Source organism: Kitasatospora sp. NPDC041988 (assembly GCF_055588525.1).
The window spans coordinates 82,303-105,350 of the sequence record NZ_JBVJCO010000027.1 but is presented as its reverse complement, the minus strand read 5'-3'; the positions used below and the strand labels follow the sequence as shown (position 1 = coordinate 105,350).

Sequence of the window (23,048 nt, the reverse complement as noted above, 5' to 3'; positions counted from 1 at the left end):
CACCGGACAGGTTGCCCCGGTGGAAGCAGATGGTCGACCAGGAGGGCACCCCGTCCCGTGAGCAGCATCCCCACCGTCACCCTCAACGACGGCTCGCAGATCCCGCAGCTGGGCTTCGGCGTCTGGCAGGTCCCGGACGCGGAGGCCACGGCGGCCGTCCGCAGCGCCATCGAGTCGGGCTACCGCTCGATCGACACCGCGGCCATCTACGAGAACGAGGCCGGCACCGGCCAGGCCGTCACCGAGGCCCTCGCCGGCGGCGTGGCCCGCGAGGACCTCTACATCACCACCAAGCTGTGGAACTCGGGCACCCGTGACTGGTCCGGCGCGCAGGGCCGGGACGCGGTGCTGCGCGAGTTCGACGCCTCGCTGGCCAAGCTCGGCCTCGACTACGTGGACCTCTACCTGATCCACTGGCCGCGCCCGATGCACGGCAGCTACCTCAACGTCTGGAAGGCCTTCGAGCAGCTGCGCGCCGACGGCCGGGTCAAGTCGATCGGCGTCTCCAACTTCGGCACCGAGCAGCTCACCCGCCTGCTCGACGAGGCCTCGGTCAAGCCGGTGCTGAACCAGGTCGAGCTGCACCCGTACTTCCCGCAGGACGAGCTGCGCGCCTTCCACGCCGAGCACGGCATCGCCACCGAGGCCTGGAGCCCGCTGGGCCAGGGCAAGGAGCTGCTCTCCGAGCAGGCCCTGGTGAAGATCGCCGAGAAGCACGGCCGCACGGTCGCCCAGGTGGTGCTCCGCTGGCACCTGCAGAGCGGCATCATCGCGATCCCGAAGTCGGTCACCCCGTCCCGGATCAAGGAGAACCTGGACGTCACCGGTTTCGAGCTGGACGCGGCCGACCTCGCCGCGATCGCCGGCATCGCCACCGGCAAGCGGATCGGCCCGGACCCGCAGGAGTTCGACTGGAACTGACGCGCCCGCCCGGGAGCGTGTCCGGCACCTCCTGTCCGGCACGCTCCGGCCGGCCCGGAGGCCATGGAACCGAGCAGCCAATGAGCCGAGCAGCCGTTGCCGCAAGCGGCCGTTGAGCCGAGCAGCCGCTGCACCGAGCAGCCGTCAAGGACAGAGCGACCGCCAGGAACAGAGCGGCCGTCAAGCCTGAAGGCCGCCTTCCCTCTTCCGGGTCGGCGGCCTTCAGTGCGTTGGCGAATCGTTTTGGCGGGAGCTCGAAGGACGAAGCCTAGAGCCGACCCGCCTTGGCGATGAGCGCGAGCGCGGGCTCGTGCTCATGCTCGTCCAGCGGAGCCAGCAGCAGCCGCTGGACGTGGGCGACGCCCGCGGCCGAACGGTGCAGCAGGTCCTGACCCGCCGGCGAGAGCGACAGCAGGTTGCGCCGCCCGTCCGAGGGGTCGCGCCGGCGCTGGACCAGACCGCGCCGGACCAGCCGGCTGACCATCTCGGCCATCGTGGCCTTGTCCAGCGAGGCCAGCTCGCCGACCGTGCGCTGGTCGGCGCCCGGCTCCAGCTCGAGCGCGTCGAGCACCGCGTACTGCGGCGCCGTCAGCTCCGAACCGACGTGCTCCGACCAGAGCTTGGTGTGCACCTGCTGGCTCACCCTGATCAGGTAGCCGATCGCCCGCTGGGCGTCCAGCATCGGCCGCGCGTCGGTGAGGACGGCGACCGCAGCGGGCTCCAGCCTGGCTATCTTGGCCATCACGCGGACGATTTCCAGCTGCTCCTCCGCCGTGAGCGGCTCGAAGAGCGTGCGCTGCACACGGACCACACCACCGGTGGCCTCGCGTACCGCCTGGGCGCCGCTCTGCGAGAGAGCGAGCAGTTTGCGCCGGCCGTCGGCCGGGTCGCGGCGTCGCAGCACCAGGCCACGCCGGACCAGCCGGGCGACCATCTCGGCCATCGTGGCCTTGTCCAGCGAGGCGCGCTCGCCGACCGTCCGCTGGTCAGCACCCGGTTCGAGGGCGAGGACCAGCAGTACGGCGAACTGCGGAGCCGTGAGATCGGCTCCGACATGTTCGGACCACAGACGGGTGTGAACCTGCTGTGCAACGCGGATGAGGTGACCGGGCGACTGCTGCAGTCGCGCGGACACGCGGGTCGTCGGGATCTCCCCCAGCACCATGTATCCGTCCCGATGTCACACCCGGTGTGTGTGGGACACCCGGGTGGGGCAGTAACGGCGAGTGGGCGTCCCGCTGTGAGGGAGGGCGCTCCAGCCGTGCAGCCGGTGGCTGCTGGCGGACACTATACAAACGGCGAGCCCCCGCTGGCAGGCGGGGGCGGATAGTAGACGCAGGTTCGGCAACATTGGCATATTTACGCGCCGTGCCGACCCGTCAGTAACCCGTTCGTACCAGAAAGCCGACCGGTCGGTCCTTACCCTCGGTCACCTGCGACTTCCGCCCTGGCCGCACACCTTACTCGCCGGTAGGGTATGGCCACTCGGCGGTCCGCCCCGGGACTGGCCCCACCCGGCCGCCCTCGGGACCGCCGGACGAGGCTCCGACCCAGACCGAGCCAGACCGAGCCAGACCTGAGCGAGATCCGAGAGAGACGAGAGCGAGCATGACCGAGCAGACCACCGCCCCCAGGGTCGCCGTCGTGACCGGCGCCGCACGCGGACTGGGCGCCGCCACCGCCGAGCGCCTGGCGGCCGACGGCTACGCCGTCGCCGTCCTCGACCTGGACGAGGCGGCCGGCAAGGACACCGTCGACCGGATCACCGCCGCCGGCGGGCGGGCCGTCGCGGTCGGCGCGGACGTCTCGGACGCCGCCCAGGTGCAGGCCGCAGTCGACCGGATCGCCGTCGAACTCGGCGCCCCGGTCGTCCTGGTCAACAACGCGGGCGTGCTGCGCGACAACCTGCTCTTCAAGATGTCCGAGTCCGACTGGGACACGGTCATGAACGTTCACCTGCGTGGCGCCTTCCTGATGACCCGCGCGATCCAGAAGCACATGGTGGACGCCGGCTTCGGCCGGATCGTCAACCTGTCCTCGTCCTCCGCCCAGGGCAACCGGGGCCAGGCCAACTACTCCGCCGCCAAGGCCGGCCTCCAGGGCTTCACCAAGACCCTGGCCATCGAGCTGGGCAAGTTCGGCATCACCGCCAACGCGGTCGCCCCCGGCTTCATCGCCACCGACATGACCGCCGCGACCGCAGCGCGGGTCGGCATGGACTTCGAGGACTTCAAGCGCGCCGCCGCCACGCAGATCCCGGTGCAGCGGGTCGGCCTGCCCGAGGACGTCGCGCACACCATCTCGTTCCTGGCGAGCGAGGGCGCCGGATTCGTCTCCGGCCAGGTCATCTACGTGGCCGGCGGCCCCCTCGACTGAGGCACCGAACCTACACAGGGTTACCACGGAGTGGGAACCGGCCCGGCCGGTCTCCCACTCCGTTCGCTTTGCCCACCCTTTGGAAAAGATTCCCCAGCGTCGCACTGATATTCGACGAGAGAATATCGGAAAACCGCCCCGGGACGAGCGGAATCCGGCCGCATCGCCGCTTTGACGGAGAATTCCGAATTCCCCGGAGAGCGCCGCCGACCTGCTGGGTAGGGTCACCAGCGTGCAAGCGCCGAGTGAGTTACCGGAGAATCTGACCACCCGCCGCGAGCGCCCACGCCGCACCCCCGGGGACCTCACCGGAGAGCCCGGCTGGCCTCCGCTGGGCAGGCGGCAGGCCGGCCTGCTGGCCCTCACCTGCCTCGGCTACCTGCTGGTGGTGGCCGGCGTGCTGCTCGACAGTTCCCTGGTAGACCTCGACTGGTCGGTACGACTGGCCCGCCCGTACGAGCGGTGGCCCAGCCTGGAGCCGTGGCTGGACAACTGGGTGGTGGCCGGCCAGCGCGGCCCGTCGGCCATGGCCGCCTCCGCCTGGCTCGGCTGGCGCGCCCACCGGCTGCGGCGGCTGCGCCCGTTGCTGGTGATGGGCGCCGCCCTGCTGCTGCTCAACGTCACCGTCGGCGCGGTCAAGATCGTCACCGGTCGGCTCGGCCCGCACTACGCCCACTATGTCGGCTCACCCGAGCTGTTCTCCGGCGGCACCATCTTCCCCTCCGGTCACACCGCCAACGCCGTGGTCACCTGGGGGGTGCTCGCCTATCTGGCGGTCCGCTGGCGGCGCACCGGCGCACTGCTCGCCGCCGCCACCGCCTGCTCGGTCGGGCTCACGACCGTCTACCTGGGCACCCACTGGGTCACCGACGTGCTGGCCGGCTGGGCCGCCGGGCTCCTGGTGCTGCTGTCGTTGCCACTGCTGGAACCACTGGTGACCGCCGCCGAACAGCGGCTGGTCGCATGGCGGGCCCGCCGGCGCGGCATCCGGAGCCCGGCCGCTACCCCTCCCAGCTCCGTTCCACCACCCCGTCGCGCACCGCGAGGTTGAGGCGCCCCTCCCGGTGCTCCATGGTCATCATCGCCCCCGGGAGCAGCACCCGGACCGACGCCCAGCCGTGCCGGCGGGCCAGTTCCTCGGCCCGCTCCACCCGCAGCCCCGCGTAGCCCTCCGCGTCGGCCTCCGTCATGGCACCTCCCCGTCTCGCACCCCGGACGTACGCTGGAATCGTAGACCGGAACGCATCGTGAACCACGGCGAAGCCGGACTTCAGGAGGAGGTGACCGGACATGCGCGCCACCACCCCGCGCCGGTGGCGGAGCGGCACCGAGCCCGCCACCGCCCGCAGCGATCTCAAGCTGCGCTATCTGCTCGCCCTGACCTTCACGCCGCTGTTCGCCCTCACCACCGTGGCCTTCGCGGTCTGGGCCGCGAACGCCCCCGCCTTCGGCGCCCCCAGCCGCGGGACCCTCACCGGCTTCGCGGTGGCCTGCGGGATCCTCACCGTGTTCGCCGCCGTCGATCTCGTCGTCGTCATCCGGCGCCGCCGGACCGAGCTCTGACGCGGTATCTCCCACGGAGTGGGAAGTCGGCCGGGCCGACCTCCCACTCCGCCGCAACCGAGGCTCAGCGGTTGCCGACCGCCTGCTTCACCAGCGTCCGCCCGAAGTCCCACATCAGGCCGCTCCCCCGATGCGCGTCGTCCATCACGTCGGTGAAGGCGTCGACGAACCGGTCGACGTCCCGCTCGGTGATGATCAGCGGCGGGATCAGCTTGATCACTTCCAGGTGGTCGCCGGACACCTGGGTGAGGATCCGGTGCCGCTGGAGCAGTGGGACGACCACCATCTGCGCGAACAGGCCCTTCCGCGCCGCCTGGAGCGCCGTCCAGCCGGTCCGCAGCTTGAGCGACTTCGGGCGGCCGAACTCGATGCCGATCATCAGACCGCGGCCACGGACCTCGGCCAGCAGCTCGTACTTGTCGACCAGCGCGGCCAGCCGCTCCCGGAAGAGGTCGCCGACCCGGTGGGCGTTCTCCACCACCTTCTCGTCCCGCATCACCTCCAGGGTCGCCAGCCCGGCCGCCATCGCCTGCGCGTTGGAGCCGAAGCTGGCCGAGTGCACCAGCACCCGGTCCATCGAGGAGTACACCTTCTCGAAGATCCAGCTCTTTCCGAGCGTCGCCCCGACCGGCACGTAGCCGCCGGAGAGCGCCTTGGCCGCGCAGACCAGGTCGGGCAGCACACCCTCCTCGTGCTGGTAGGCGAAGAACTCGCCGGTCCGGCCGATCCCGGTCTGCACCTCGTCGCAGATCAGCAGCGCCTTGTGCTCGTGCAGCAGCTCCTGCGCCGCGCGCAGCCAGCCGGGCGGCGGCGCCAGCACGCCCTTGCCCTGGATCGGCTCCACGATCAGCGCCGCGACGTCACCCTTCTTCAACTCCTTGGCCAGCGCCACGAGATCGCCGAGCGGGATGGCGGTGTCCGGCAGCAGCGGGTCGAAGCCCTTGCGGAAGCCGCTCTCGCCGTTGACCGAGAGCGAGCCGGTGGTCAGCCCGTGGAACGCGTGGTCCGCGTAGAGGATCCGGCGGCGACCGGTGGCGTAGCGGGCGAACTTGAGCGCCGTCTCGACCGCCTCGGTGCCGCTGTTGCCGAAGAAGACGCGGTCCAGCCCGGGTGTGTGGGAGAGCAGCCGCTCGGCGAGCAGGCCGGGCAGCGGCGAGCAGTCGAAGCGGACGAGGTCGGGCAGGTCGAGGTCCATCACCTGCTGGACGGCCGACCGCACCACCGGGTGGTGCCGGCCCAGTGCGAAGATACCGAAGCCGGCCAGCATGTCGAGGTACTCGTTGCCCTCGGCGTCGTAGAAGTACGGGCCCTGGGCCCGCTCGTAGTACTTGTCGAAGCCGATGGTGTGCAGCATCCGCGGCAGCTGCGGGTTGAGGTAGCGGCTGTGCAACTCGTAGCGCTCCGCGCCGCGCTCGGCGATCAGGGCGGCGAGGTCGAAGCGGGCCTCGGACCGAGCCTCGGTGCCGGCTTCGGTACGTGCTTCGGTGGCGTCGGGGTCAGCCGGCATGGCGCTGGTTCGCTCCTCGGGTCGGTAGCAGGTTCTTGGCGAAGGCGGCGGTCTGGGCGGCGACCCCGGTGCCGGTCAGACCGGTCTCCTCCAGGATCTCGCCGCGGGAGGCATGCCCGAGGAACTCCTGCGGCAGGCCGAGCACCCGGACCGGGACGTCCACCTCGGCGTCCCGCAGCGCCTGGGCGATCGCGGCGCCGACGCCGCCGGTCCGGCCGTTGTCCTCAACCGTGACGACCAGCCGGTGTGCGGCGGCCAGCACGGGCAGCGCCGGATCGACCGGCTTGACCCAGCGCGGGTCGACGACGGTCGCGGTGAACCCCTCGGCGAGCAGCAGCCGCGCCGCGTCCAGCCCGGCGGCCGCGGTGGTGCCGACGGCGACCAGCAGGATCTCCGGCAGCTCTCCGGTGCGCAGCAGCACGTCCACGCCGCCGATCCGCTCGACGGCGGGGACGGCCGGCCCGATGTCGGCCTTCGGGAAGCGGACCACGGTCGGCGCGTCCGCCACGTCCACCGCCTCGCGCAGCTGCGCGCGGAGCTGGTCGGCGTCGCGCGGCGCGGCCAGCCGCAGGCCGGGGACGACCTGGAGGATCGACATGTCCCACATGCCGTTGTGCGAGGCACCGTCCGGGCCGGTCACCCCGGAGCGGTCCAGCACGAAGGTGACGCCGAGCCGGTGCAGGGCGACGTCCATCAGCACCTGGTCGAAGGCCCGGTTGAGGAAGGTGGCGTACACCGCGACCACCGGGTGCAGCCCGCCGGTGGCCAGCCCGGCCGCGCTGGTGACGGCGTGCTGTTCGGCGATCCCGACGTCGAAGATCCGCTCGGGGTACGCCTTGGCGAACTTGGCCAGGCCCACCGGCTGGAGCATCGCGGCGGTGATGGCCACCACGTCCGGCCGCTCCGCGCCGAGCGCGAGCATCTCCTCGCCGAAGACCGACGTCCAGGAGACCCCGCCGCTGGGCGAGATCGGCAGGCAGGTGTACGGGTCGATCGGGCCCACGGCGTGGAACCGGTCCGCCTCGTCCTGCTCGGCCGGCCGGTAGCCGCGGCCCTTGACGGTCAGGCAGTGCACGATCACCGGCCCGCCGAAGCCTCGCGCCTGGCGCAGTGCGTGCTCCACGGCGGCGAGGTCGTGGCCGTCGATCGGCCCGAGGTACTTGAGCCCGAGGTCCTCGAACATGCCCTGCGGGGCGAAGGCGTCCTTGAAGCCCTTCTTGGCGCCGTGCAGCGCGTCGAAGATCGGCTGCCCGACCAGCGGCGTGCGCTGGAGCGCGCCCTTGCCGAGGGCGAGGAAGCGCTCGTACCCCTGGGTGGTGCGCAGCGTGGCGAGGTGGTTGGCGAGGCCGCCGATGGTCTTGGCGTACGAGCGCTCGTTGTCGTTGACGACGATGACCAGCGGCCGCTCCCGTGCCTCGGCGATGTTGTTGAGCGCCTCCCAGGCGAGCCCGCCGGTGAGCGCGCCGTCGCCGATCACCGCGACGGTCTGCCGGTCGTACTGACCGAGCAGCTGGGCCGCCTTGGCGAGCCCGTCGGCATAGGAGAGGGCGGTGGAGGCGTGCGAGTTCTCGACCAGGTCGTGTTCGGACTCGGCGCGCGAGGGATAACCGGAGAGGCCGCCCTTGCTGCGGAGTCCGGAGAAGTCCTGGCGGCCGGTGAGCAGTTTGTGGACGTAGCTCTGGTGGCCGGTGTCCCAGACGATCCGGTCGTAGGGCGAATCGAAGACCCGGTGCAGGGCGATGGTCAGCTCCACCACGCCGAGGTTCGGGCCGAGATGGCCGCCGGTCCTGGTGACGGCGTCGATCAGGAAGTCGCGGATCTCGTCGGCGAGGAGCGGGAGGTCGGCGGCCGGGATCTTCCGCAGGTCGGCCGGGGACTTGACGCTGGAGAGCAGTGACATGTGTTCACCTCACGACTCGGAGCGGTGTGGGTGGCCCCCCTGGGCGGGGTCGTCCGGCACGGGAGGCTGCTCCCGTGCCGGACGGGGTGCGGTCAGTGACCGCGGTTGGCGCCGATGGTCTCGGTGACGGCGCGCAGCGACTCCTTGAGGGAGCCCATGGTGGCGAGGACGGCGGTCGGCTCGTAGCCGCAGTGCGCCATGCAGTTGGCGCAGCGGGCGTCCTTGCCGCGGCCGTACTTCGACCAGTCGGTCTTCTCGATCAGCTCACGGTAGGTGGGCACGTACCCGTCGGCCATCAGGTAGCAGGGACGCTGCCAGCCGAAGAGCGAGTAGTTGGGGATGCCCCAGGCGGTGCACTCGAAGTCGACCTTGCCCTCCAGGAAGTCCAGGAAGAGCGGGCTGTGGTTGAGCCGCCAGCGCCGCCGGTTTCCGCCGGCGAAGGTCTTGCGGAAGAGCTCCCTGGTCTGCTCGACGCCGAGGAAGTGCTCCTGGTCGGGGGCCTTCTCGTAGGCGAACGCCGGGGAGATCATCATCTCGTCGACCTTGAGCTCGTCGTTGAGGTAGTCGAGCACGTCGATGATGGTCTGCGGGGTGTCGGTGTTGAAGAAGGTGCTGTTGGTGGTGACCCGGAAGCCCCGCCGCTTGGCCTCCTTGATCGCCTCGACGGCCTCGTCGAAGGTGCCCTCCTTGGCCACCGAGGCGTCGTGCCGCTCGCGCAGCCCGTCGATGTGCACGGTGAAGGTGAAGTACGGCGAGGGCTTGAACTTGTCCAGCTTCTTGCGCATCAGCAGCGCGTTGGTGCAGAGGAAGACGTACTTGCGGCGCTCGACCAGCTGCCGCACGATCTCGTCGATCTGCGGGTGCATCAGCGGCTCGCCGCCGGCGATCGAGACCATCGGGGCACCCGACTCCAGCACCGCGCCGACCGCCTGGGCCACCGGCATCCGCTGCTTCAGCACGCCCGCCGGGTGCTGGATCTTGCCGCACCCCTCACAGGCCAGGTTGCAGGCGAAGAGCGGTTCCAGTTCGACGATCAGCGGGAATTTGTCCCGCCGCTTGAGCTTCTGCTGCATGAGATAGGTGCCGACTCGCACGGTCTGGCGCAGCGGCATGGCCATGGCTAGCTCGCCTCCTGAGGGAGCGTCGAGGATGTGGTGTGGTTGCCGGTGCCGGGCGCCGGGCGACGCTGGACCGGCCGGTTCTGTTCGTGCCAGTCGACCAGCGCGGGCACGGTGGCCCGCAGCGTCCGCCAGGCCCGGACGCCGGCCGGCAGGGTGCCCGGGCGCAGCAGTTCGTGCTCGGGGGTGTCGACCACCACCCGCAGCACGGCCGCGGGCAGGGCCGGACGGAGCTCCTGGAGGGCGGCGAGGACGGCGGCGGCCTCCATGTCGACGGCGAGTGCGCCCTGCAGGTGCAGGGCTCGCCGCTCCAGCCCGCGCACCACGTGGTCGGCGGTGTGGTGCACGCCGGTGTGGGCCGTCAGGCCGCGCACCTTGAGGGCCCGGGTGAGTTCCGGGCCGGAGTCGACCACGAAGAGATTCCCCTCGGCATCGCGCACCCCGTTCGCGACGATGACGTCACCGGGCGCTATTCCCGGTGCGACGGCCGCGCCGAAGCCGACCACCACGACGGCGCCGTAGCCGCCGGGGGCCGAGGTGAGCAGCCGTCGGACGGCGTGCGAGGCCCGCCGGCGGCCCACGCCGGTGCGCACCAGCACCGGCGGGCCGCCGGCCGCGCCGCGCCAGTCCCCTCCGCGTAGGGCCCAGACCTCGGGGCCGAGCGCGCAGAGCACCAGCAGGGGAGCACGGTTCACCGGGACGCCCCGATCGCCGGGGTGCCGGTCGTGTCCCGGCCGGTGGCGGGGCTGCCGTGCAGGTACCGGCCGAGCGCGGTGACCGGGAAGACCAGCCGGTACAGGTGGTAGTTGATGGAGAAGTCCCACGGGAAGCCCGTCCCGGTGAACTGCGGCTCGTCCCAGGTGCCCTCGGGCAGCTGGGTGCGGACCAGCCAGTCGACCCCGCGCTCGACCGCCGGGTTGGCCCGGCCGTCCGGGCCCTCGCCGGCCGCGAGCAGCGCCATCAGCGCCCACGCGGTCTGTGAGGCGGTGGAGTCGCCGCGCCCGGCCCAGCGGGCCGGGTCCTCGTAGGAGCGCATGTCCTCGCCCCAGCCGCCGTCGGTGTTCTGCCGGTCCTCCAGCCAGCGGACGGCGCGGCGGATCGTCGGGTGCTCGTCCGGAACGCCGGCCGCGACCAGGGCGGGCAGGACCGAGCCGGTCCCGTAGATGTAGTTGGTGCCCCAGCGGCCGAACCAGGAGCCGTCGGCCTCCTGGTTGCGCAGCAGCCACTCCACGCCCCGGCGGGTGCGCGGGTCCTTGCCCTTGCCGACCTCGGCGAGCATCTCCACCACATGGGCGGTGACGTCGGCGGACGGCGGGTCGACCACCTCGCCGAAGTCGCAGAACGGCAGCTTGTTCGGCAGGGTGCTGGTGTTGTCGACGTCGAACGCTCCCCAGGCGCCGTTCTTGGACTGCATGCCGAGGTTCCAGCCGACGCCCCGGTCGACCGCTCCGGTCACCTTGGCGGGGTCGGGGTGGGCGACCCGGCGCAGCGCGAGCACCACCTCGGCGGTGTCGTCGATGTCGGGGTAGGTGTCGTTCTCGAACTCGAAGGCCCAGCCCCCGGGGGCCAGTGAGGGCCGCTGGACGGACCAGTCGCCGCGCCGGGTGATCTCCTCGGCGAGCATCCAGTCGACGGCGGAGACCAGCGCGGGGTGGTCGGCCGGCACGCCAGCGTCGGCCAGGGCGATGGTGGCCAGGCAGGTGTCCCAGACCGGGGACTGGCAGGCCTCCAGCCAGCGGCGGCCGTCCTCGGTGTGCACGGTGAAGCGGTCGAAGGAGGAGAGCCCGGCCTGCATGACCGGGTGGTCGAGCTCGTAGCCCTCCAGGTGCAGGGCGATCAGCGAGTAGACCGCGGGCGGCTGGATGCCGCCCCAGCAGCCGTCCGCCTCCTGCCGTTCGACGATCCAGCGGCAGGCCTGGGAGAGGGCGAGCCGGCGCAGCGGGCGCAGCGCCCGGCGGTGGTAGGCGTGCAGCACCTTGTCCAGGCGTTCGAAGACGCCGTCCCAGGTGGTGGCGGGGGCGAGCGGGCGCTCGGGGAAGGGGTGGTCCGGGTCGGTGTGCAGCTCGCTGAGCGGGAAGGGCGCGGGACGGACCGGGCGGTGGGCCGAGACGATGGTCAGCGGCACGATCGTCTGCCGGGCCCAGCAGCCGAAGGCGTAGATGTTCAGCGGGAGCCACTTGGGCACGAAGATGATCTCGGGCGGCATCTCCGGCAGCCGCTCCCAGGGCCACCAGCCGAAGAGGGCGAGCCAGATCCGGGTGAAGACCCGGGCGGCCGCGATGCCGCCGGCGGACCGCACGTAGCGGGCGGCGGCGAGCATGTGCGGGCTGTTCGGGTCGTCGCCGGCCAGCTTGAGGGCGACGTACGCCTCGACGGTGGTGGAGAGCTCGGCCGGTCCGCCGTGGAAGGTGGACCAGGTGCCGTCCTCCCGCTGCTGGGAGCGGATCCACTCGGCGGTGGCCTTGGTCTGCTCCTCCGTCCGGATCCCGAGGAACTGTCGGAGCAGTAAGTCCTCGGCGTCCATGGTGACGTTGGTTTCGAGGTCACCCTTCCACCAGCCCTCGGAGCTCTGCAGCGAGAGCAGGTGGGTGGTGGCGCGGGCCAGCGCCTCCTCTGCGGAGGCCGGCCCGTGCTGCTGGTCGGGGCGGTCGGCCGGTCCGGCCGGCTCGGCCCCCGCGGGCTGCCACCGCCCGGCGCTCAGCAGCGCCGGTGGGCGGTCGCCCACCGCGACCGGCTCGGAATCGTACTCAGGGTCGAGCCGGCCGTCCGCGGTTGCTGTCAACGTAACGTCACCTCTCTCGTACCACCACGAATTCGGCGAGCGCGACGAAGTGCTCGCGCACCACGTCGGGCATGGGCACCTCGTCCAGGGCGGCGAGGGCAGTCGTGTGCTGGCGGCGGGCCTCCTCCTGAGTCCAGGCGCGGCCACCCGCCTCCTCGATCAGGGCGGCGCGGGCGGCCAGCTCGGGCTCGCTCTCCTCGCCGCGGCCCTTCGGGTCGGCGAGCTCTTCAGCGAGCCGGCGGGAGGCGGCGCCGCCCTCGGCGAGGGCGGCGGCGACCGGCAGGGACTTCTTGCGCTGGCGCAGGTCGCCCCAGTGCGGCTTGCCGGTGACCTCGGTGGCGCCCCAGATGCCGAGCAGGTCGTCCACGGCCTGGAAGGCCAGGCCCAGGTGGTGGCCGTAGCGCTGGAGGGCGTCCGAGACGCGGTCGTCGGCGCCGGCCAGGACTGCGCCGATGGCGGAGGCCGCGGCGAGCAGGGCGGCGGTCTTGCCGCCCTCCATCTCCAGGCATTCGGCGACGGTGACGCTGTCGCGCTGCTCGAAGGCGACGTCCATGGCCTGGCCGTCGATGAGCCTGCGGGTGGCGGTGGTGAGCAGCCGGACGGCGCGTGCGGCGTCGGTGGCGCTCGTTGCGCCGGCGACATCGAAGGCCGGGCCTGCGGCGCCGGCGGCGCCGGCGTCGAGCAGCACCTCCGTACCGAGTGTCGCCAGGGCGTCGCCGACCAGGATCGCCTGGGCCGGACCGAAGACCGTCCAGGCGGTGGCCCGGTGCCGTCTGGTCTCGTCACCGTCCATCAGATCATCATGGAGCAGGGAGAAGTTGTGCACCAGTTCAACAGCCACCGCGCCGGGCACTCCGGCCTCGGCCGGGGCGCCGACGGCCTGGGCGGAGAGCAGCGCCAGGGCCGGGCGGACGGCCTTGCCGCCGTCCCCCGCGGACGGCGTGCCGTCCCGGTCGATCCAGCCGAAGTGGTAGGCCGCGACGGTGTCCATCGGTGCGGCCAGACGGGCGACGGCGGCCTTCAGCGGCGGGGTGCAGAGCGTGCGGCTGCGGGCGAGCAGCTCCGGCACCGAAACCGGTTCGGCGTGCGCCGTGCCTCCGACGGCAGTGCCGGTGCGTGACTCCACGTGCGTTCCCTCTCCCTGGTGGTGCCGGGCCGCACGGGACGGCCGGGCGGTGGCGATGTCGATGAGACCGGTACGGGCGGCGGGGCCGGCGGCTCTCGCGGGGTCACCGGCGGTGGGGCCCTGCGTCACCTGGGCCACCTCCCGTCGCCGTGGTCCACCGGAAGGCGGGTGCCGGCGCCGGCGAGCGCGGCGTCGGCCGCGGCGTGGCCGCTGCGGACGGCACCTTCCATGGTCGCGGGCCAGCCGGTGGCCGTCCACGCGCCGGCCAGCAGCAGGCCGGGGACCTTGGTCCGGGCGGACGGGCGCAGGGCGGCGGTGCCCGGGGCCGGGTCGAAGGTGGCGGTGCGCTCCCGGGTGACGAAGAAGTCCAGCACCTCGGCGCCGCCGGCGGCGGGGAGCAGCCGGGCCAGCTCCGGCAGGTAGCGGCGGCGCAGCTCGGCGACGGGCAGGTCGATCTCGTCCTGGACGGCGGACTGCGAGAGCGCCAGGTACTGGGCGCCGGGGTGGGCCCGGCCCGCTTCGGTGCCGGCCAGGCCGGAGTGCGCGGTGCGGTCGAACACCCACTGCACCGGGGAGCCGAGCGCGGCGAAGAAGGGGCGGCGCAGCACCTGGCGGTCGTAGACCACGTGGACGTTGAGGATCGGCGCGGTGCCGAAGCCGGCGAGCCGCTGCTGCCCGTCGACGGCGTCCGGCGGCAGCAGGGCGGCGGCGGTGTCCTGGGCGCCGGCCAGCACCACGGTGTCGGCGGTGAGCAGCTCCCCGCCCTCCAGCCGGACGGCGTGCTGTGGGGCGGCGGGCTTGAGCTCGGCCGCGCGGGCGCGCAGCAGTACCTTCACGCCGGCGCGCTCCAGCTCGGCGAGTGCCCGGTCGTGGTGGATCGTGCCGAGCGGGACGGCTGCCATGCCGATGTCGGAGGCGCCCGGGTCGGAGAGCAGGCCGGTCTTGAAGACCATCGCGGCCAGCGCCAGGGACACCTGGTCGGCCCGGGCGTTCAGGGTGGCGACGCCGACCAAGTCCCAGAGTGCGGCGATGGTCCGCTCGTTCTGTCCGTTGCCGCGCAGCCAGTCGCCGAAGGAGACGGCGTCCAGCGCCGGATCGGCGAGGTCGAGGCCCTGGAGGGCCAGCGCGCCGCGGACCACCCGGGCCCGGTCGGCCGGGCCCAGGTGCGGGTAGCGGGCCAGGCTGCCGGCCAGGTGCAGCGGGACGGGCAGGCCGGCCCGGCGGAGCTGGCCGAGCGTGCGCACCGGCGCACCGGCGGGCCCGGAGACGCCGAGCACCGGGACGTCGAGCCGCTCTTGGAGGTGGACCAGCCGGGCCGCGCCGAGGCGCTCGATCAGGCCGCGGTAGGCGGTGCAGCAGCGCAGGTACACGTGCTGGCCGTTGTCGACGGTCAGCTCGCCGCGCTGGAACGAGAAGGCCAGCCCGCCCAGCCGGGGACGCCCCTCGACCAGGGTGACCCGGTGGTCGGCCTCGGCCAGCCGCAGTGCGGCGGTGATGCCCGCCAGGCCGCCGCCGACCACGACAGCGGCCGGGCGCGCGGCATCGGCTCGCCCGGTCATCGGCCCTCCCCCTCGTGTCCTGCGCCCGGCCGCGTCCCGGCCGGGGCGCTCGTGGTCGACTTCGTGCCTGTCACGGTGGACAACACAGGACCACCCAGCAGTGATTCCCCGCTGACACAGCGTGACAGAACTGCGGTGAGAATCAAGAACGCCCCCCGGCGAGCCCGGAAAGGGCGACATACGCCTTCTCCCAGCCCGGAAGCGAGACCCGGCCGCGCAGGACCGACTCCGGGTCGGCGGCGATCCGGCCGAGCAGCCGGTGGTAGATGCCGGCCATCGCCGCGGTGCAGGCCCGGCTGCGGCGGTCGAGCATCGGCAGCAGCCGCAGGCCCTCCTCGAAGGCGGCCTGGGCCCGGGCGGCCTCGAACGCCACCAGGCCGGTGAAGTCCGCGCCGACCGGCGGCTTGGGCAGTGTGAAGCCCTGCTCGCAGCCGAACCGGACGAGGTCCTCGGAGGGCAGGTAGGTGCGGCCGTTCAGAGCGTCCTCGCGCAGGTCGCGCAGGATGTTGGTGAGCTGCAGGGCCAGGCCCAGGGTGTCGGCGTAGTGCGCGCCGCGCTCCGGGTCGTCGCAGCCGTACACGCCGAGCGAGAGCCGGCCGATCGCGCCCGCGACACAGCGGCAGTAGACCTGGAGCTCCTCGTACGTCTGGTACTCGGCGCCCTTGAGGTCCATCTCGACGCCGTCGATCAGCTCGTCGAAGCCGCCGATCGGGATCGGGAAGCGCCGGGCGGCGTCCGCCAGGGCGATCTTGATCGGGTCGGTGTCGTCCTCGGCGACCGCTCCGGCACGGACCTCGTCCAGCAGCTCGCGGGTGCGCAGGAGCGCCTCGGCCTTGCGGTCGGCGGGGAGGTCCCCGTCGCCGATGTCGTCGACCCGGCGGGCCAGGGCGTACAGGGCCGACATGGCCAGCCGCTTCGGCTCCGGCAGCAGGCGGATGCCGTAGCTGAAGTTGCGGGCCTGCAGTCCGGTGACTGCCTCGCAGTACCGGTACGCCGCCATGACCTGCGCCGACGCCAGTGGTGATGCCGCCACTCGGGCGTTCACCTTCCCTTCGCGAAGATGGCCGCCGCCTTCGCTGCGAGGCGGCGCTTGTCGGGCTTCGCCTGCTGGGCGAGCACGTCGTACCCGGCGTCCTCGATGGCTGCCAGGGCCGCGTACCCGCCGGCGGTGAATCCCGCCAGGAGCAGTCGAAGCCTCCCCCGAACCGTACCTACCAATGGCGCGCCGCGGTCGAGCAGGGTGCGGGCCCGGGCGACCTCGAAGGCGACCAGCTCGCGGACGGCGCCGCTCGCGGTCGGGGCGGCGAGCTCCTCCTCGGTGACGCCGAACCGGGCCAGGTCCTCGGCCGGGAGGTAGATCCGGCCGCAGGCCAGGTCCTCGGCGACGTCCTGGAGGTGCTCGACCACCTGGAGGGCGCTGCAGACGGCGTCGGACAGCTCGATCCGCTCCGGGGTGGAGACGCCGGCGATCGCCAGCACCAGGCGGCCCACCGGATCGGCGGAGAGCGTGCAGTAACCGAGCAGGTCCTGATAGGTGGCGTAGCGGGTAGTGGTCTGGTCCACCCGGTTGGCCTCGATCAGCCGGCGGAACGGCTCCGGGGTCAGCCCGTGCCGGTCCACCACCGGGACGAGGGCGCGCAACAGTGGGTGGCGGGGGGCCTCGGCGGTGCCGGGGCGCAGGGCGGCCTCGAACACCCGGTCGAGGTCCTGCTCCAGCCCGTCGAGCAGCGCGAGGCGGAAAGCCACCTCCGCCGGACCCGGCGGGCCCGGCTGGGCCGAAGGAGTGGCCGGGGGCGTGGCCGGAGGGGCACCGGGGGGCTGCGTGGCGATTCCGAGCAGGCGTGCGGTGCCGGCCGGGTCGGCCAGGTCGCCGTCGCCGGCGTCGTCCACCAGGCGGGCGTAGCCGTAGACCGCCATCAGGTCGCCGCGCCAGGCGGCGGGCAGGAAGAACGGGGCGACCGGGAAGTTCTCCGCGTTCGCCTTGTCCAGCGTCACCCCCGCTGAACGGTCCGCTGGCTCACTACTGGGCTGGGCCGAAGCCGACACTGCTGTCACTCCCCCGTTCTACACCGCTCCGTACGACCGGCCCGAGTCGGACACGCGTCCGATACCGGGAGTCCCGTCCGACACACCACCCCCGTGACTTACAGCCTGACACCACCGACCTCGCCGGGAAAGACCGCCCCACCCGGCGCGCGGGGCGCTCACCCGCGCAGCGGCGGGCCACCCGGGGTACCCCCCGGGGCGCGCGAGGGGCGCGCGGTCGGCCGGGCGTGCGGGCACGGGGGCGCACGCACGACGGAGGGCCGGCGGCCGGGCTGACCCGGTCACCGGCCCTCCGTTCGGGCCAGGCAGGTTACGGGCGCTCGCCGCGCTCGTAGCGGCCCACGACCTCCTCGGTCGGGCCGTCCATCACCAGCTCGCCGGCCTCGATCCAGATGGTCCGCTCACAGACCTCGCGGATCGAGTTGTTGTCGTGGCTGACCAGGAAGACCGTACCGGCGGACCCGCGCAGCTCGTCGATCCGCTTCTTGCTGCGCTGCTGGAACGCCTGGTCGCCGGTGGCCAGCGCCTCGTCGATCAGCAGCACGTCGTGGGTCTTGGCCGCCGCGATGGAGAACCGCAGGCGGGCACCCATGCCGGAGGAGTAGGTGCGCATCGGCAACGAGATGAAGTCGCCCTTGTCGTTGATGCCCGAGAACTCGACGATCTCGTTGTAGCGCTCCCGCACCTGGGCGGGCGTCATCCCCATCGCCAGGCAGCCGAGCACCACGTTGCGCTCACCGGTGAGCTCGTTCATCAGCGCCGCGTTGACGCCCAGCAGCGAGGGCTGGCCGTTGGTGTAGATGCCGCCCTTCTCGGTCGGCAGCAGACCGGCGATGGCGGCCAGCATGGTCGACTTGCCGGAGCCGTTGGAGCCGATCAGGCCGATCGCCTCGCCCTTGTAGGCGGTGAAGCTGATGCCCTTGACGGCGTGCACCTCGCGCACGCCCGCGGAGCGCTTGCGGCTGATGATGCGGCTGATCGCGGAGGTGGCGCTGCCCTTGCCGGAGCCCGCGCCGTGCACCCGGTAGACGATGTGCACGTCGTCGACGACGACGGTGGGCTCGCGGGCCGCGTCGGTGTCCTGCACGATCTGGCCCTTTCGCAGGTCGGTGTCAGCCACGGCCGTACTCCTCCTCGGCCTTCCAGAAGAAGACGTATCCGATCACGAACATCACGACGGCCCAGGTGACGCCGTACACCCACAGGTGCGGCGGCAGCACCTGGTGCTGGGCGACGTGCTTGTTGTAGATCACCGGCGCGAAGGCGTGCCGGACCAGGTCCATGTAGACCGAGGCCGGGTTGAACTGCATCACCTTCTGCCAGAACGGCGGCCAGGTGTCGATCTTGTCCTGGATGCTGAACATCACGCCGGAGAGGAACATCCAGGCCCGCATCGCGAACGGGATCAGCTGGGAGATGTCGCTGGTCTTGGAGCCGATCCGCGCCATGACCAGGGCCACACCGGTGTTGAACATCGACTGCAGGAGCAGGGCCGGGACCACCGCCAGCCAGGTCCGGCCCGGCGCGATCCCGCTCGCCAGCACGACGCCGACCAGCACCACCATCGAGATCAGCAGCTGCTGGAGCTGGATCACCGTGAAGGCGATCGGCAGCGAGGCACGGGGGAAGTGCAGCGCGCGGATCAGCCCGAGGTTGTCGGAGATCGCCCGGGTGCCGGACTGCACCGCGTTCTGGGTGAACTGGAAGACGAAGACGCCGATGCAGAGCCAGGCGGTGTAGGTGCCCTCCGGGAAGCCGTCCTTGCTCTTCAGGATCACACCGAAGACCAGGTAGAACACCGCGCAGTTGAGCAGCGGGGTCACGACCTGCCAGAGCTGGCCGAGCTTGGCGTCGGTGTACTGGGCCACCAGGCGGGCGGTGGCGAAAGCCCAGATGAAGTGCCGCCGGGCCCAGAGCTGCTTGGTGTAGGCGATGAGACCCGGCCGTCTGCCGCTGACCGACAGACCGTACTTGTCCGCAAGCTGCTTGGGGGTCAGGCCCGCGTCTGCCCCCCTCGGGGCCGAGAGGCTGACGGGTTCACTCACTGTCGACACATTCGTCCTTCGCGCGGGATCGGGTCGGGGCGGGCCGGTCGGCGGGGGTCCGCCGGCCTTGCGCCGAGGGGGATCCACTGGGATCACGGGGGGAGTCCGGCCGGTGTGTGATCACCGGCCGCAGCGATCGGCCGACCGTACGGCTGTACGACCGTCCGACCGGCCGTCCGTAGGGTCATCGGAAAGGTCAGATGACCGGTGGCCGGCCCAGCCTGGTCAGTCGCCAAACGGTACGCCATCGCATGGGCCGCCGCGTACCGCAGGGTTCGCGCCAGCCCGCCCGGAACCCGCCCCACCAGGCCTTCAGCGCCTCCGGGGAGGGGCGGCGGGCCAGGGTGAGCAGGAACCAGGTTCCCAGATAGAGAGGCACGAACAGGGCCGGAAGGTTCCGTCGGGCGAGCCACACCCTGTTGCGGGCCACGTTGTGGAAGTACGAGGCGTGCCGGGCGGGCGAGGTGGTCGGGTGGTGCAGGACCACGTCCGCCCGGTAGTCGATCGCCCAGCCGGCGTCCAGCGCGCGCCAGGCGAGGTCGGTCTCCTCGTGCGCGTAGAAGAACTCGGCGGGCAGCTGGCCGGCCTGCTCGAACACCGCACAGCGCACGGCGCTGGCGCCGCCCAGGAAGGTGGTCACCCGGGAGGAACGCAGCGGGTCGCTGGCGCGCAGCCGGGGCACGTGCCGGCGCTGGGTGACGCCGGTGTCCGGGTCGGCGATCCGGAAGCTGACGATGCCCAGCTCCGGGTCGGCGGTGAAGGCCTCGCGCAGCAGCCGGGCCGAGTCGGTGCCCGGCAGCCGGCCGTCGTCGTCCAGGAAGAGGACGGCGTCGACGTCCCGGCCGTTCTTGCCGAACAGCTCGATGCCGACGTTGCGGCCGCCCGGGATGCCGAGGTTCTCCGGCAGCTCGACGGCGCGCACGTCCGCCGGCAGCGGCGGCAGCGGGGCGCCGTTGGCGATCACGGCCAGCTCGACCGCGGGGCCCTCCTGGGCGCGGACCGACTCGATCAGGTCGTTCAGCTCGTCCGGGCGGTTGCCCATCGTGATGATGACCGCGCCGAGCCGGAAGGTGTCGGTGGTCGTGCCCACGGCGCTCACCGCAGCCTGCTGGACAGGACGATGCTCAGCAGGTGCAGCACGGTCTGCAGCATGGCGATCGCGGCCAGCACGACCACCGCGAGCCGGGTGAAGAACAGCCCGCCGTGCACCGCGTCCGCCACGCCGGCGGCGAGGATGAACAGCGAGGCCTCGACCGCGCCGACCAGCCGGTGGAACTTGAGCAGGGACGCCGCCCGGCGGGCCTTGGCGATGCCGGCCGAGCGCGGTACCGAGGCGCTGTCCTCGACCGCCGTCATGCCGCTGCGGGCACGGGCCACGTCGACCAGGTCGGTCTCGGACTTGATCAGGATGGCGCCGAGCGCGGCCAGCGTGCCGAGGAAGGCCCACTCCCAGTGGGAGCCGCCGCCCTCGCGGTGCAGCAGGTCGGTGGCGCGCAGCCCGAGGCCGGTCAGCAGGGCCGCCTCGGACATGTAGTGGCCGACCCGGTCCAGGTAGACGCCGGTGAGCGAGGTCTGCCGGCGCCAGCGGGCCACCTCGCCGTCCACGCAGTCCAGCAGCAGGTAGACCTGGATGAGCAGGGCGCCGAGGATCGCACCGGTCAGGCCCGGGACGACCAGGGCGGCACCGGCCAGGATGCCGGTGAACATCATCAGGTAGGTCAGGCCGTTGGGCGTGATCGCCGTCACGGTGGAGAGCACGCGGGTGATCCGCAGCGAGATCTTCCGCATGTAGAGGCGGCCGGCCCAGTGCTCGGCGCTGCGGCGCTGGAGCATGCCCTCCGGGTGGATCACCGCGCGCAGTTCCTCGATCGAGGGGCGGCGGGTCAGGTCCACCGGGGCCGGGGAGGAGCCCTTCGTGGAAGGGTCAGCTGTTGACGGCTTGGACATAGTCGGCGTACGCGTCCCTGATTGCGGAAGGGGAGAGGTCGAGGTGTTCAAGGATGGTGAAGCGGCCCGGGCGGGTGTTCGGAGCGTAGTGCACCGCTTCGGTGAACTCCGCCTCGGTGAAGCCGATCTGAGCTGCGGTCACCGGCAGTCCGTGGCGCGCCAGGCGCTCCACGATCAGGCCGGTCAGCTCGCGTTCGCCCCGCAGGAAGCTGGCGAAGGCGGCCCCGAGGCCGACCTGTTCGCCGTGCTGGGCGGACCGCTTGGGATACAGCACGTCCAGGGCATGCGAGATCTCGTGGCAGGCGCCCGATGAGGGCCGGGTGCTGCCTGCGATGTTCATCGCGATGCCGGACAGTACCAGGGCTTCCGCGAGTGCCGTGAGGAGGTCCTGATCCTGAAGGTTTCCTGGGTGCCGCAGCAGGTTCTCGCCCGCCGAGCGGGCCATCGCGACGGCCAGTCCGTCCACCGGCTCGCCCGTCTCGGCGTGCGAGAGCTCCCAGTCGGCGCAGGCCGAGATGTTGGAGATGACGTCGCCGATGCCGGCCGCCACGAACCTCGGCGGAGCCTGCCGGATCACGTCCAGGTCGACCACGATGCCGATCGGGCTGGGCACCCCGTAGGAGCCCCGACCGGCGTCGTTGTCGAGGGTGGAGACGGGTGAGCAGATGCCGTCGTGGGCGAGGTTGGTGGCGACCGCGACCAGCGGCAGGCCGACCCGGGCGGCGGCGTACTTGGCGGCGTCGATGATCTTGCCGCCGCCGAGGCCGACGATGGCGTCGTAGTGCCCGCCGCGCATCGCCTCGGCCAGCCGGACCGCGCTGTCCAGGCTGCCGTCGTCCACGTTGTACCAGTCGGCGCCGGGCAGGGCCGGCTCCAGCCGCTCGCGCAGCACCGCCCCCGAGCCGTTGCTGATCGCCACCGCGATCCGGCCCGAGGCGGAGAGCCGCTGGTCGGCGAGGATGCCGCCGAGCGCGTCCAGCGCGCCGGAGCGGATCTCGACGAAGACCGGCGACGGCACCAGCCGGGTCAGTACTGGCACGCGATCTCCCGCGCCTTGGCCAGGTCCTCGTGGTTGTCGACCTCGACCCAGGAGACCTCGCCGATCGGCTGCACGTCGATCCGCAGGCCGCGGTCGACCATCTCCTGGTAGCCGTCCTCGTAGTACAGCTGCGGGTCGCGCTCGTAGGTGGCGCGCAACGCGTCGGTGAGGTCGGCGGCGGCGGCGGGGTTGATCACGGTGACGCCGATGTACTCACCGGTGGCCTCGGCCGGGTCCATCAGCTTGGTGATGCGCCGCATGCCGGCCGCCGGGTCGACGACGACCTTCATCTCCTCGTCGGCGAGCTTCTTCACGGTGTCGAGGGCGAGCAGGATGCCGGGCTCACGGCCCTCGGCGACCAGCCGGGCGTTGCCCTCCAGCATGGTGCGCTGGACGGAGGCGGGGTGGACGGTGTCACCGTTGGCGAGCAGCAGGCCCTCGGCGAAGAGCTCGCGGGCACACCAGAGGGAGTAGGCGTTGTTCCACTCCTCGGCCTTGTCGTTCTCGACCAGGGTGAGCTTGACGCCGTACTTCTGCTCCAGCGCCGCCTTGCGGTCGTACACCGCCTCCTTGCGGTAGCCGACGACGATCGCCGCCTCGCGCAGGCCGACCTCGGCGAAGTTGCCGAGGGTGAGGTCCAGGACGGTCCGCTCGCCGTCGACCGGCACCAGCGCCTTCGGCAGGGTGTCGGTGTACGGGCGCAGCCGGCGGCCGGCGCCGGCTGCCAGAACGAGGCCGATCATGCGGGGGTCTCCTGATCCGTCGTGCTGTGCTGATCCGTCGGACTGTGCCGGTCCGTCGGGCCGTGCCGCTCCGTGGACGGTGCGCTGCTGCGGGCCGTCGCGGTGGCACGCCGGTGCCGGTGGGAATGCGGGCACCGTGTCGTATGTGATGGTAGGCGACCGCGGCGACCGGCCCGAACGCGGCCGGGGGCGGCATCCGGGCCCGGGAGGGCGGCGAGCACCACGGTCAGGGCCGGTCGTGAAGGAGGGGTGCCGTCGACGTGTCGGTTCTCCGTACGTATGCCACCGGCATCGAACAGGTGCCGAACGAATCCCGAACAGTTCTGCTATTCCGGCGCCCATTCCGACACCAGGAATGTGCCGGGATCGGTCATGA

21 protein-coding genes are annotated in these 23,048 nt (G+C 72.2%); 4 read left to right on the top strand and 17 right to left on the bottom strand.

Going from position 1 to position 23,048, the window contains the following annotated elements; genetic code table 11:
* The first annotated feature begins 57 nt into the window (after positions 1-57).
* Positions 58-921, top strand: coding sequence for an aldo/keto reductase (locus tag ACZ6NC_RS25690; RefSeq protein ID WP_465736113.1), 864 nt, complete (start codon positions 58-60; stop codon positions 919-921).
* A gap of 268 nt (positions 922-1,189) precedes the next feature.
* Here ACZ6NC_RS25690 and ACZ6NC_RS25685 read toward each other — a convergent pair whose 3' ends face one another.
* On the bottom strand, positions 1,190-2,056 hold the full coding sequence (locus ACZ6NC_RS25685; protein ID WP_465736112.1) for a MarR family winged helix-turn-helix transcriptional regulator: 867 nt from the start codon (positions 2,054-2,056) through the stop codon (positions 1,190-1,192).
* Positions 2,057-2,529: 473 nt separating this feature from the next.
* Here ACZ6NC_RS25685 and fabG point away from each other — a divergent pair, with 473 nt between their 5' ends.
* Positions 2,530-3,297 (top strand): 3-oxoacyl-ACP reductase FabG, encoded by a 768-nt coding sequence (gene fabG / locus ACZ6NC_RS25680; RefSeq protein ID WP_465736111.1) that lies wholly within the window; start codon positions 2,530-2,532, stop codon positions 3,295-3,297.
* Between the two features lie 232 nt (positions 3,298-3,529).
* Complete coding sequence (locus ACZ6NC_RS25675) at positions 3,530-4,348, top strand: phosphatase PAP2 family protein (RefSeq protein ID WP_465736110.1); 819 nt, start codon at positions 3,530-3,532, stop codon at positions 4,346-4,348.
* Here ACZ6NC_RS25675 and ACZ6NC_RS25670 read toward each other — a convergent pair.
* The gene (locus ACZ6NC_RS25670; RefSeq protein ID WP_465736109.1) at positions 4,299-4,487 is read right to left on the bottom strand and encodes an I78 family peptidase inhibitor; all 189 of its coding nucleotides are present in this window, start codon (positions 4,485-4,487) and stop codon (positions 4,299-4,301) included. The genes ACZ6NC_RS25675 and ACZ6NC_RS25670 overlap by 50 nt on opposite strands.
* A gap of 100 nt (positions 4,488-4,587) precedes the next feature.
* Between ACZ6NC_RS25670 and ACZ6NC_RS25665 the strand changes: the two genes are divergently transcribed.
* Positions 4,588-4,860 (top strand): DUF6343 family protein, encoded by a 273-nt coding sequence (locus ACZ6NC_RS25665; RefSeq protein WP_465736108.1) that lies wholly within the window; start codon positions 4,588-4,590, stop codon positions 4,858-4,860.
* Between the two features lie 64 nt (positions 4,861-4,924).
* On the opposite strand, the gene ACZ6NC_RS25660 is transcribed toward ACZ6NC_RS25665, so the two are convergent.
* The 15 genes from ACZ6NC_RS25660 to ACZ6NC_RS25590 all read right to left on the bottom strand — a co-directional run bounded on the left by ACZ6NC_RS25660 (position 4,925) and on the right by ACZ6NC_RS25590 (position 22,672).
* A complete protein-coding gene (locus tag ACZ6NC_RS25660) occupies positions 4,925-6,367 on the bottom strand; it encodes an aspartate aminotransferase family protein (protein ID WP_465736107.1) in 1,443 nt (480 codons plus the stop codon).
* Positions 6,357-8,267, bottom strand: a complete 1,911-nt coding sequence (gene dxs, locus ACZ6NC_RS25655) for a 1-deoxy-D-xylulose-5-phosphate synthase (protein ID WP_465736106.1) — start codon at positions 8,265-8,267, stop codon at positions 6,357-6,359. The genes ACZ6NC_RS25660 and dxs overlap by 11 nt, the downstream gene beginning before the upstream one ends.
* Before the next feature lie 92 nt (positions 8,268-8,359).
* Positions 8,360-9,385 carry an adenosyl-hopene transferase HpnH gene (hpnH, locus tag ACZ6NC_RS25650; protein WP_465736105.1) on the bottom strand — a complete coding sequence of 342 codons (1,026 nt, stop codon included), beginning with the start codon at positions 9,383-9,385 and terminating at the stop codon, positions 8,360-8,362.
* A gap of 2 nt (positions 9,386-9,387) precedes the next feature.
* Positions 9,388-10,080 (bottom strand): phosphorylase family protein, encoded by a 693-nt coding sequence (locus ACZ6NC_RS25645; RefSeq protein WP_465736104.1) that lies wholly within the window; start codon positions 10,078-10,080, stop codon positions 9,388-9,390.
* Entirely contained in the window at positions 10,077-12,167 is a 2,091-nt protein-coding gene (shc, locus tag ACZ6NC_RS25640; RefSeq protein WP_465736103.1) for a squalene--hopene cyclase, read from the bottom strand. The genes ACZ6NC_RS25645 and shc overlap by 4 nt, the downstream gene beginning before the upstream one ends.
* Positions 12,168-12,174: 7 nt before the next feature.
* Positions 12,175-13,293 (bottom strand): polyprenyl synthetase family protein, encoded by a 1,119-nt coding sequence (locus ACZ6NC_RS25635; RefSeq protein ID WP_465736146.1) that lies wholly within the window; start codon positions 13,291-13,293, stop codon positions 12,175-12,177.
* 125 nt (positions 13,294-13,418) lie between these two features.
* Positions 13,419-14,852, bottom strand: a complete 1,434-nt coding sequence (gene hpnE / locus ACZ6NC_RS25630; protein WP_465736102.1) for a hydroxysqualene dehydroxylase HpnE — start codon at positions 14,850-14,852, stop codon at positions 13,419-13,421.
* Between the two features lie 142 nt (positions 14,853-14,994).
* Positions 14,995-15,852 carry a presqualene diphosphate synthase HpnD gene (gene hpnD / locus ACZ6NC_RS25625; protein ID WP_465736145.1) on the bottom strand — a complete coding sequence of 286 codons (858 nt, stop codon included), beginning with the start codon at positions 15,850-15,852 and terminating at the stop codon, positions 14,995-14,997.
* 41 nt (positions 15,853-15,893) lie between these two features.
* Entirely contained in the window at positions 15,894-16,847 is a 954-nt protein-coding gene (gene hpnC / locus ACZ6NC_RS25620; protein ID WP_465736101.1) for a squalene synthase HpnC, read from the bottom strand.
* A 361-nt stretch (positions 16,848-17,208) separates the two neighbouring features.
* The gene (locus tag ACZ6NC_RS25615; protein WP_465736100.1) at positions 17,209-18,018 is read right to left on the bottom strand and encodes an ABC transporter ATP-binding protein; all 810 of its coding nucleotides are present in this window, start codon (positions 18,016-18,018) and stop codon (positions 17,209-17,211) included.
* The gene (locus ACZ6NC_RS25610; protein WP_465736099.1) at positions 18,011-18,952 is read right to left on the bottom strand and encodes an ABC transporter permease; all 942 of its coding nucleotides are present in this window, start codon (positions 18,950-18,952) and stop codon (positions 18,011-18,013) included. Before ACZ6NC_RS25610 ends, ACZ6NC_RS25615 begins: the two co-directional genes overlap by 8 nt.
* A 187-nt stretch (positions 18,953-19,139) precedes the next feature.
* Positions 19,140-19,985, bottom strand: coding sequence for a glycosyltransferase family 2 protein (locus ACZ6NC_RS25605; RefSeq protein ID WP_465736144.1), 846 nt, complete (start codon positions 19,983-19,985; stop codon positions 19,140-19,142).
* A 53-nt stretch (positions 19,986-20,038) separates the two neighbouring features.
* The gene (locus ACZ6NC_RS25600) at positions 20,039-20,776 is read right to left on the bottom strand and encodes a CDP-alcohol phosphatidyltransferase family protein (protein WP_465736143.1); all 738 of its coding nucleotides are present in this window, start codon (positions 20,774-20,776) and stop codon (positions 20,039-20,041) included.
* Positions 20,777-20,867: 91 nt separating this feature from the next.
* Positions 20,868-21,929 carry an iron-containing alcohol dehydrogenase family protein gene (locus tag ACZ6NC_RS25595; RefSeq protein WP_396320074.1) on the bottom strand — a complete coding sequence of 354 codons (1,062 nt, stop codon included), beginning with the start codon at positions 21,927-21,929 and terminating at the stop codon, positions 20,868-20,870.
* Complete coding sequence (locus ACZ6NC_RS25590; protein WP_465736098.1) at positions 21,917-22,672, bottom strand: phosphocholine cytidylyltransferase family protein; 756 nt, start codon at positions 22,670-22,672, stop codon at positions 21,917-21,919. Before ACZ6NC_RS25590 ends, ACZ6NC_RS25595 begins: the two co-directional genes overlap by 13 nt.
* Between the last annotated feature and the right edge of the window lie 376 nt (positions 22,673-23,048).

Bases quoted from the DNA above. Each gene is read 5' to 3' on its own strand.
- fabG (WP_465736111.1), top strand. From the start codon at position 2,530: ATGACCGAGCAGACCACCGCCCCCAGGGTCGCCGTCGTGACCGGCGCC.
- ACZ6NC_RS25670 (WP_465736109.1), bottom strand. From the start codon at position 4,487: ATGACGGAGGCCGACGCGGAGGGCTACGCGGGGCTGCGGGTGGAGCGG.
- ACZ6NC_RS25665 (WP_465736108.1), top strand. From the start codon at position 4,588: ATGCGCGCCACCACCCCGCGCCGGTGGCGGAGCGGCACCGAGCCCGCC.
- ACZ6NC_RS25660 (WP_465736107.1), bottom strand. From the start codon at position 6,367: ATGCCGGCTGACCCCGACGCCACCGAAGCACGTACCGAAGCCGGCACC.
- dxs (WP_465736106.1), bottom strand. From the start codon at position 8,267: ATGTCACTGCTCTCCAGCGTCAAGTCCCCGGCCGACCTGCGGAAGATC.
- hpnH (WP_465736105.1), bottom strand. From the start codon at position 9,385: ATGGCCATGCCGCTGCGCCAGACCGTGCGAGTCGGCACCTATCTCATG.
- hpnE (WP_465736102.1), bottom strand. From the start codon at position 14,852: ATGACCGGGCGAGCCGATGCCGCGCGCCCGGCCGCTGTCGTGGTCGGC.
- hpnD (WP_465736145.1), bottom strand. From the start codon at position 15,852: ATGGCGGCGTACCGGTACTGCGAGGCAGTCACCGGACTGCAGGCCCGC.
- ACZ6NC_RS25605 (WP_465736144.1), bottom strand. From the start codon at position 19,985: ATGGGCAACCGCCCGGACGAGCTGAACGACCTGATCGAGTCGGTCCGC.
- ACZ6NC_RS25600 (WP_465736143.1), bottom strand. From the start codon at position 20,776: ATGCTCCAGCGCCGCAGCGCCGAGCACTGGGCCGGCCGCCTCTACATG.
- ACZ6NC_RS25590 (WP_465736098.1), bottom strand. From the start codon at position 22,672: ATGATCGGCCTCGTTCTGGCAGCCGGCGCCGGCCGCCGGCTGCGCCCG.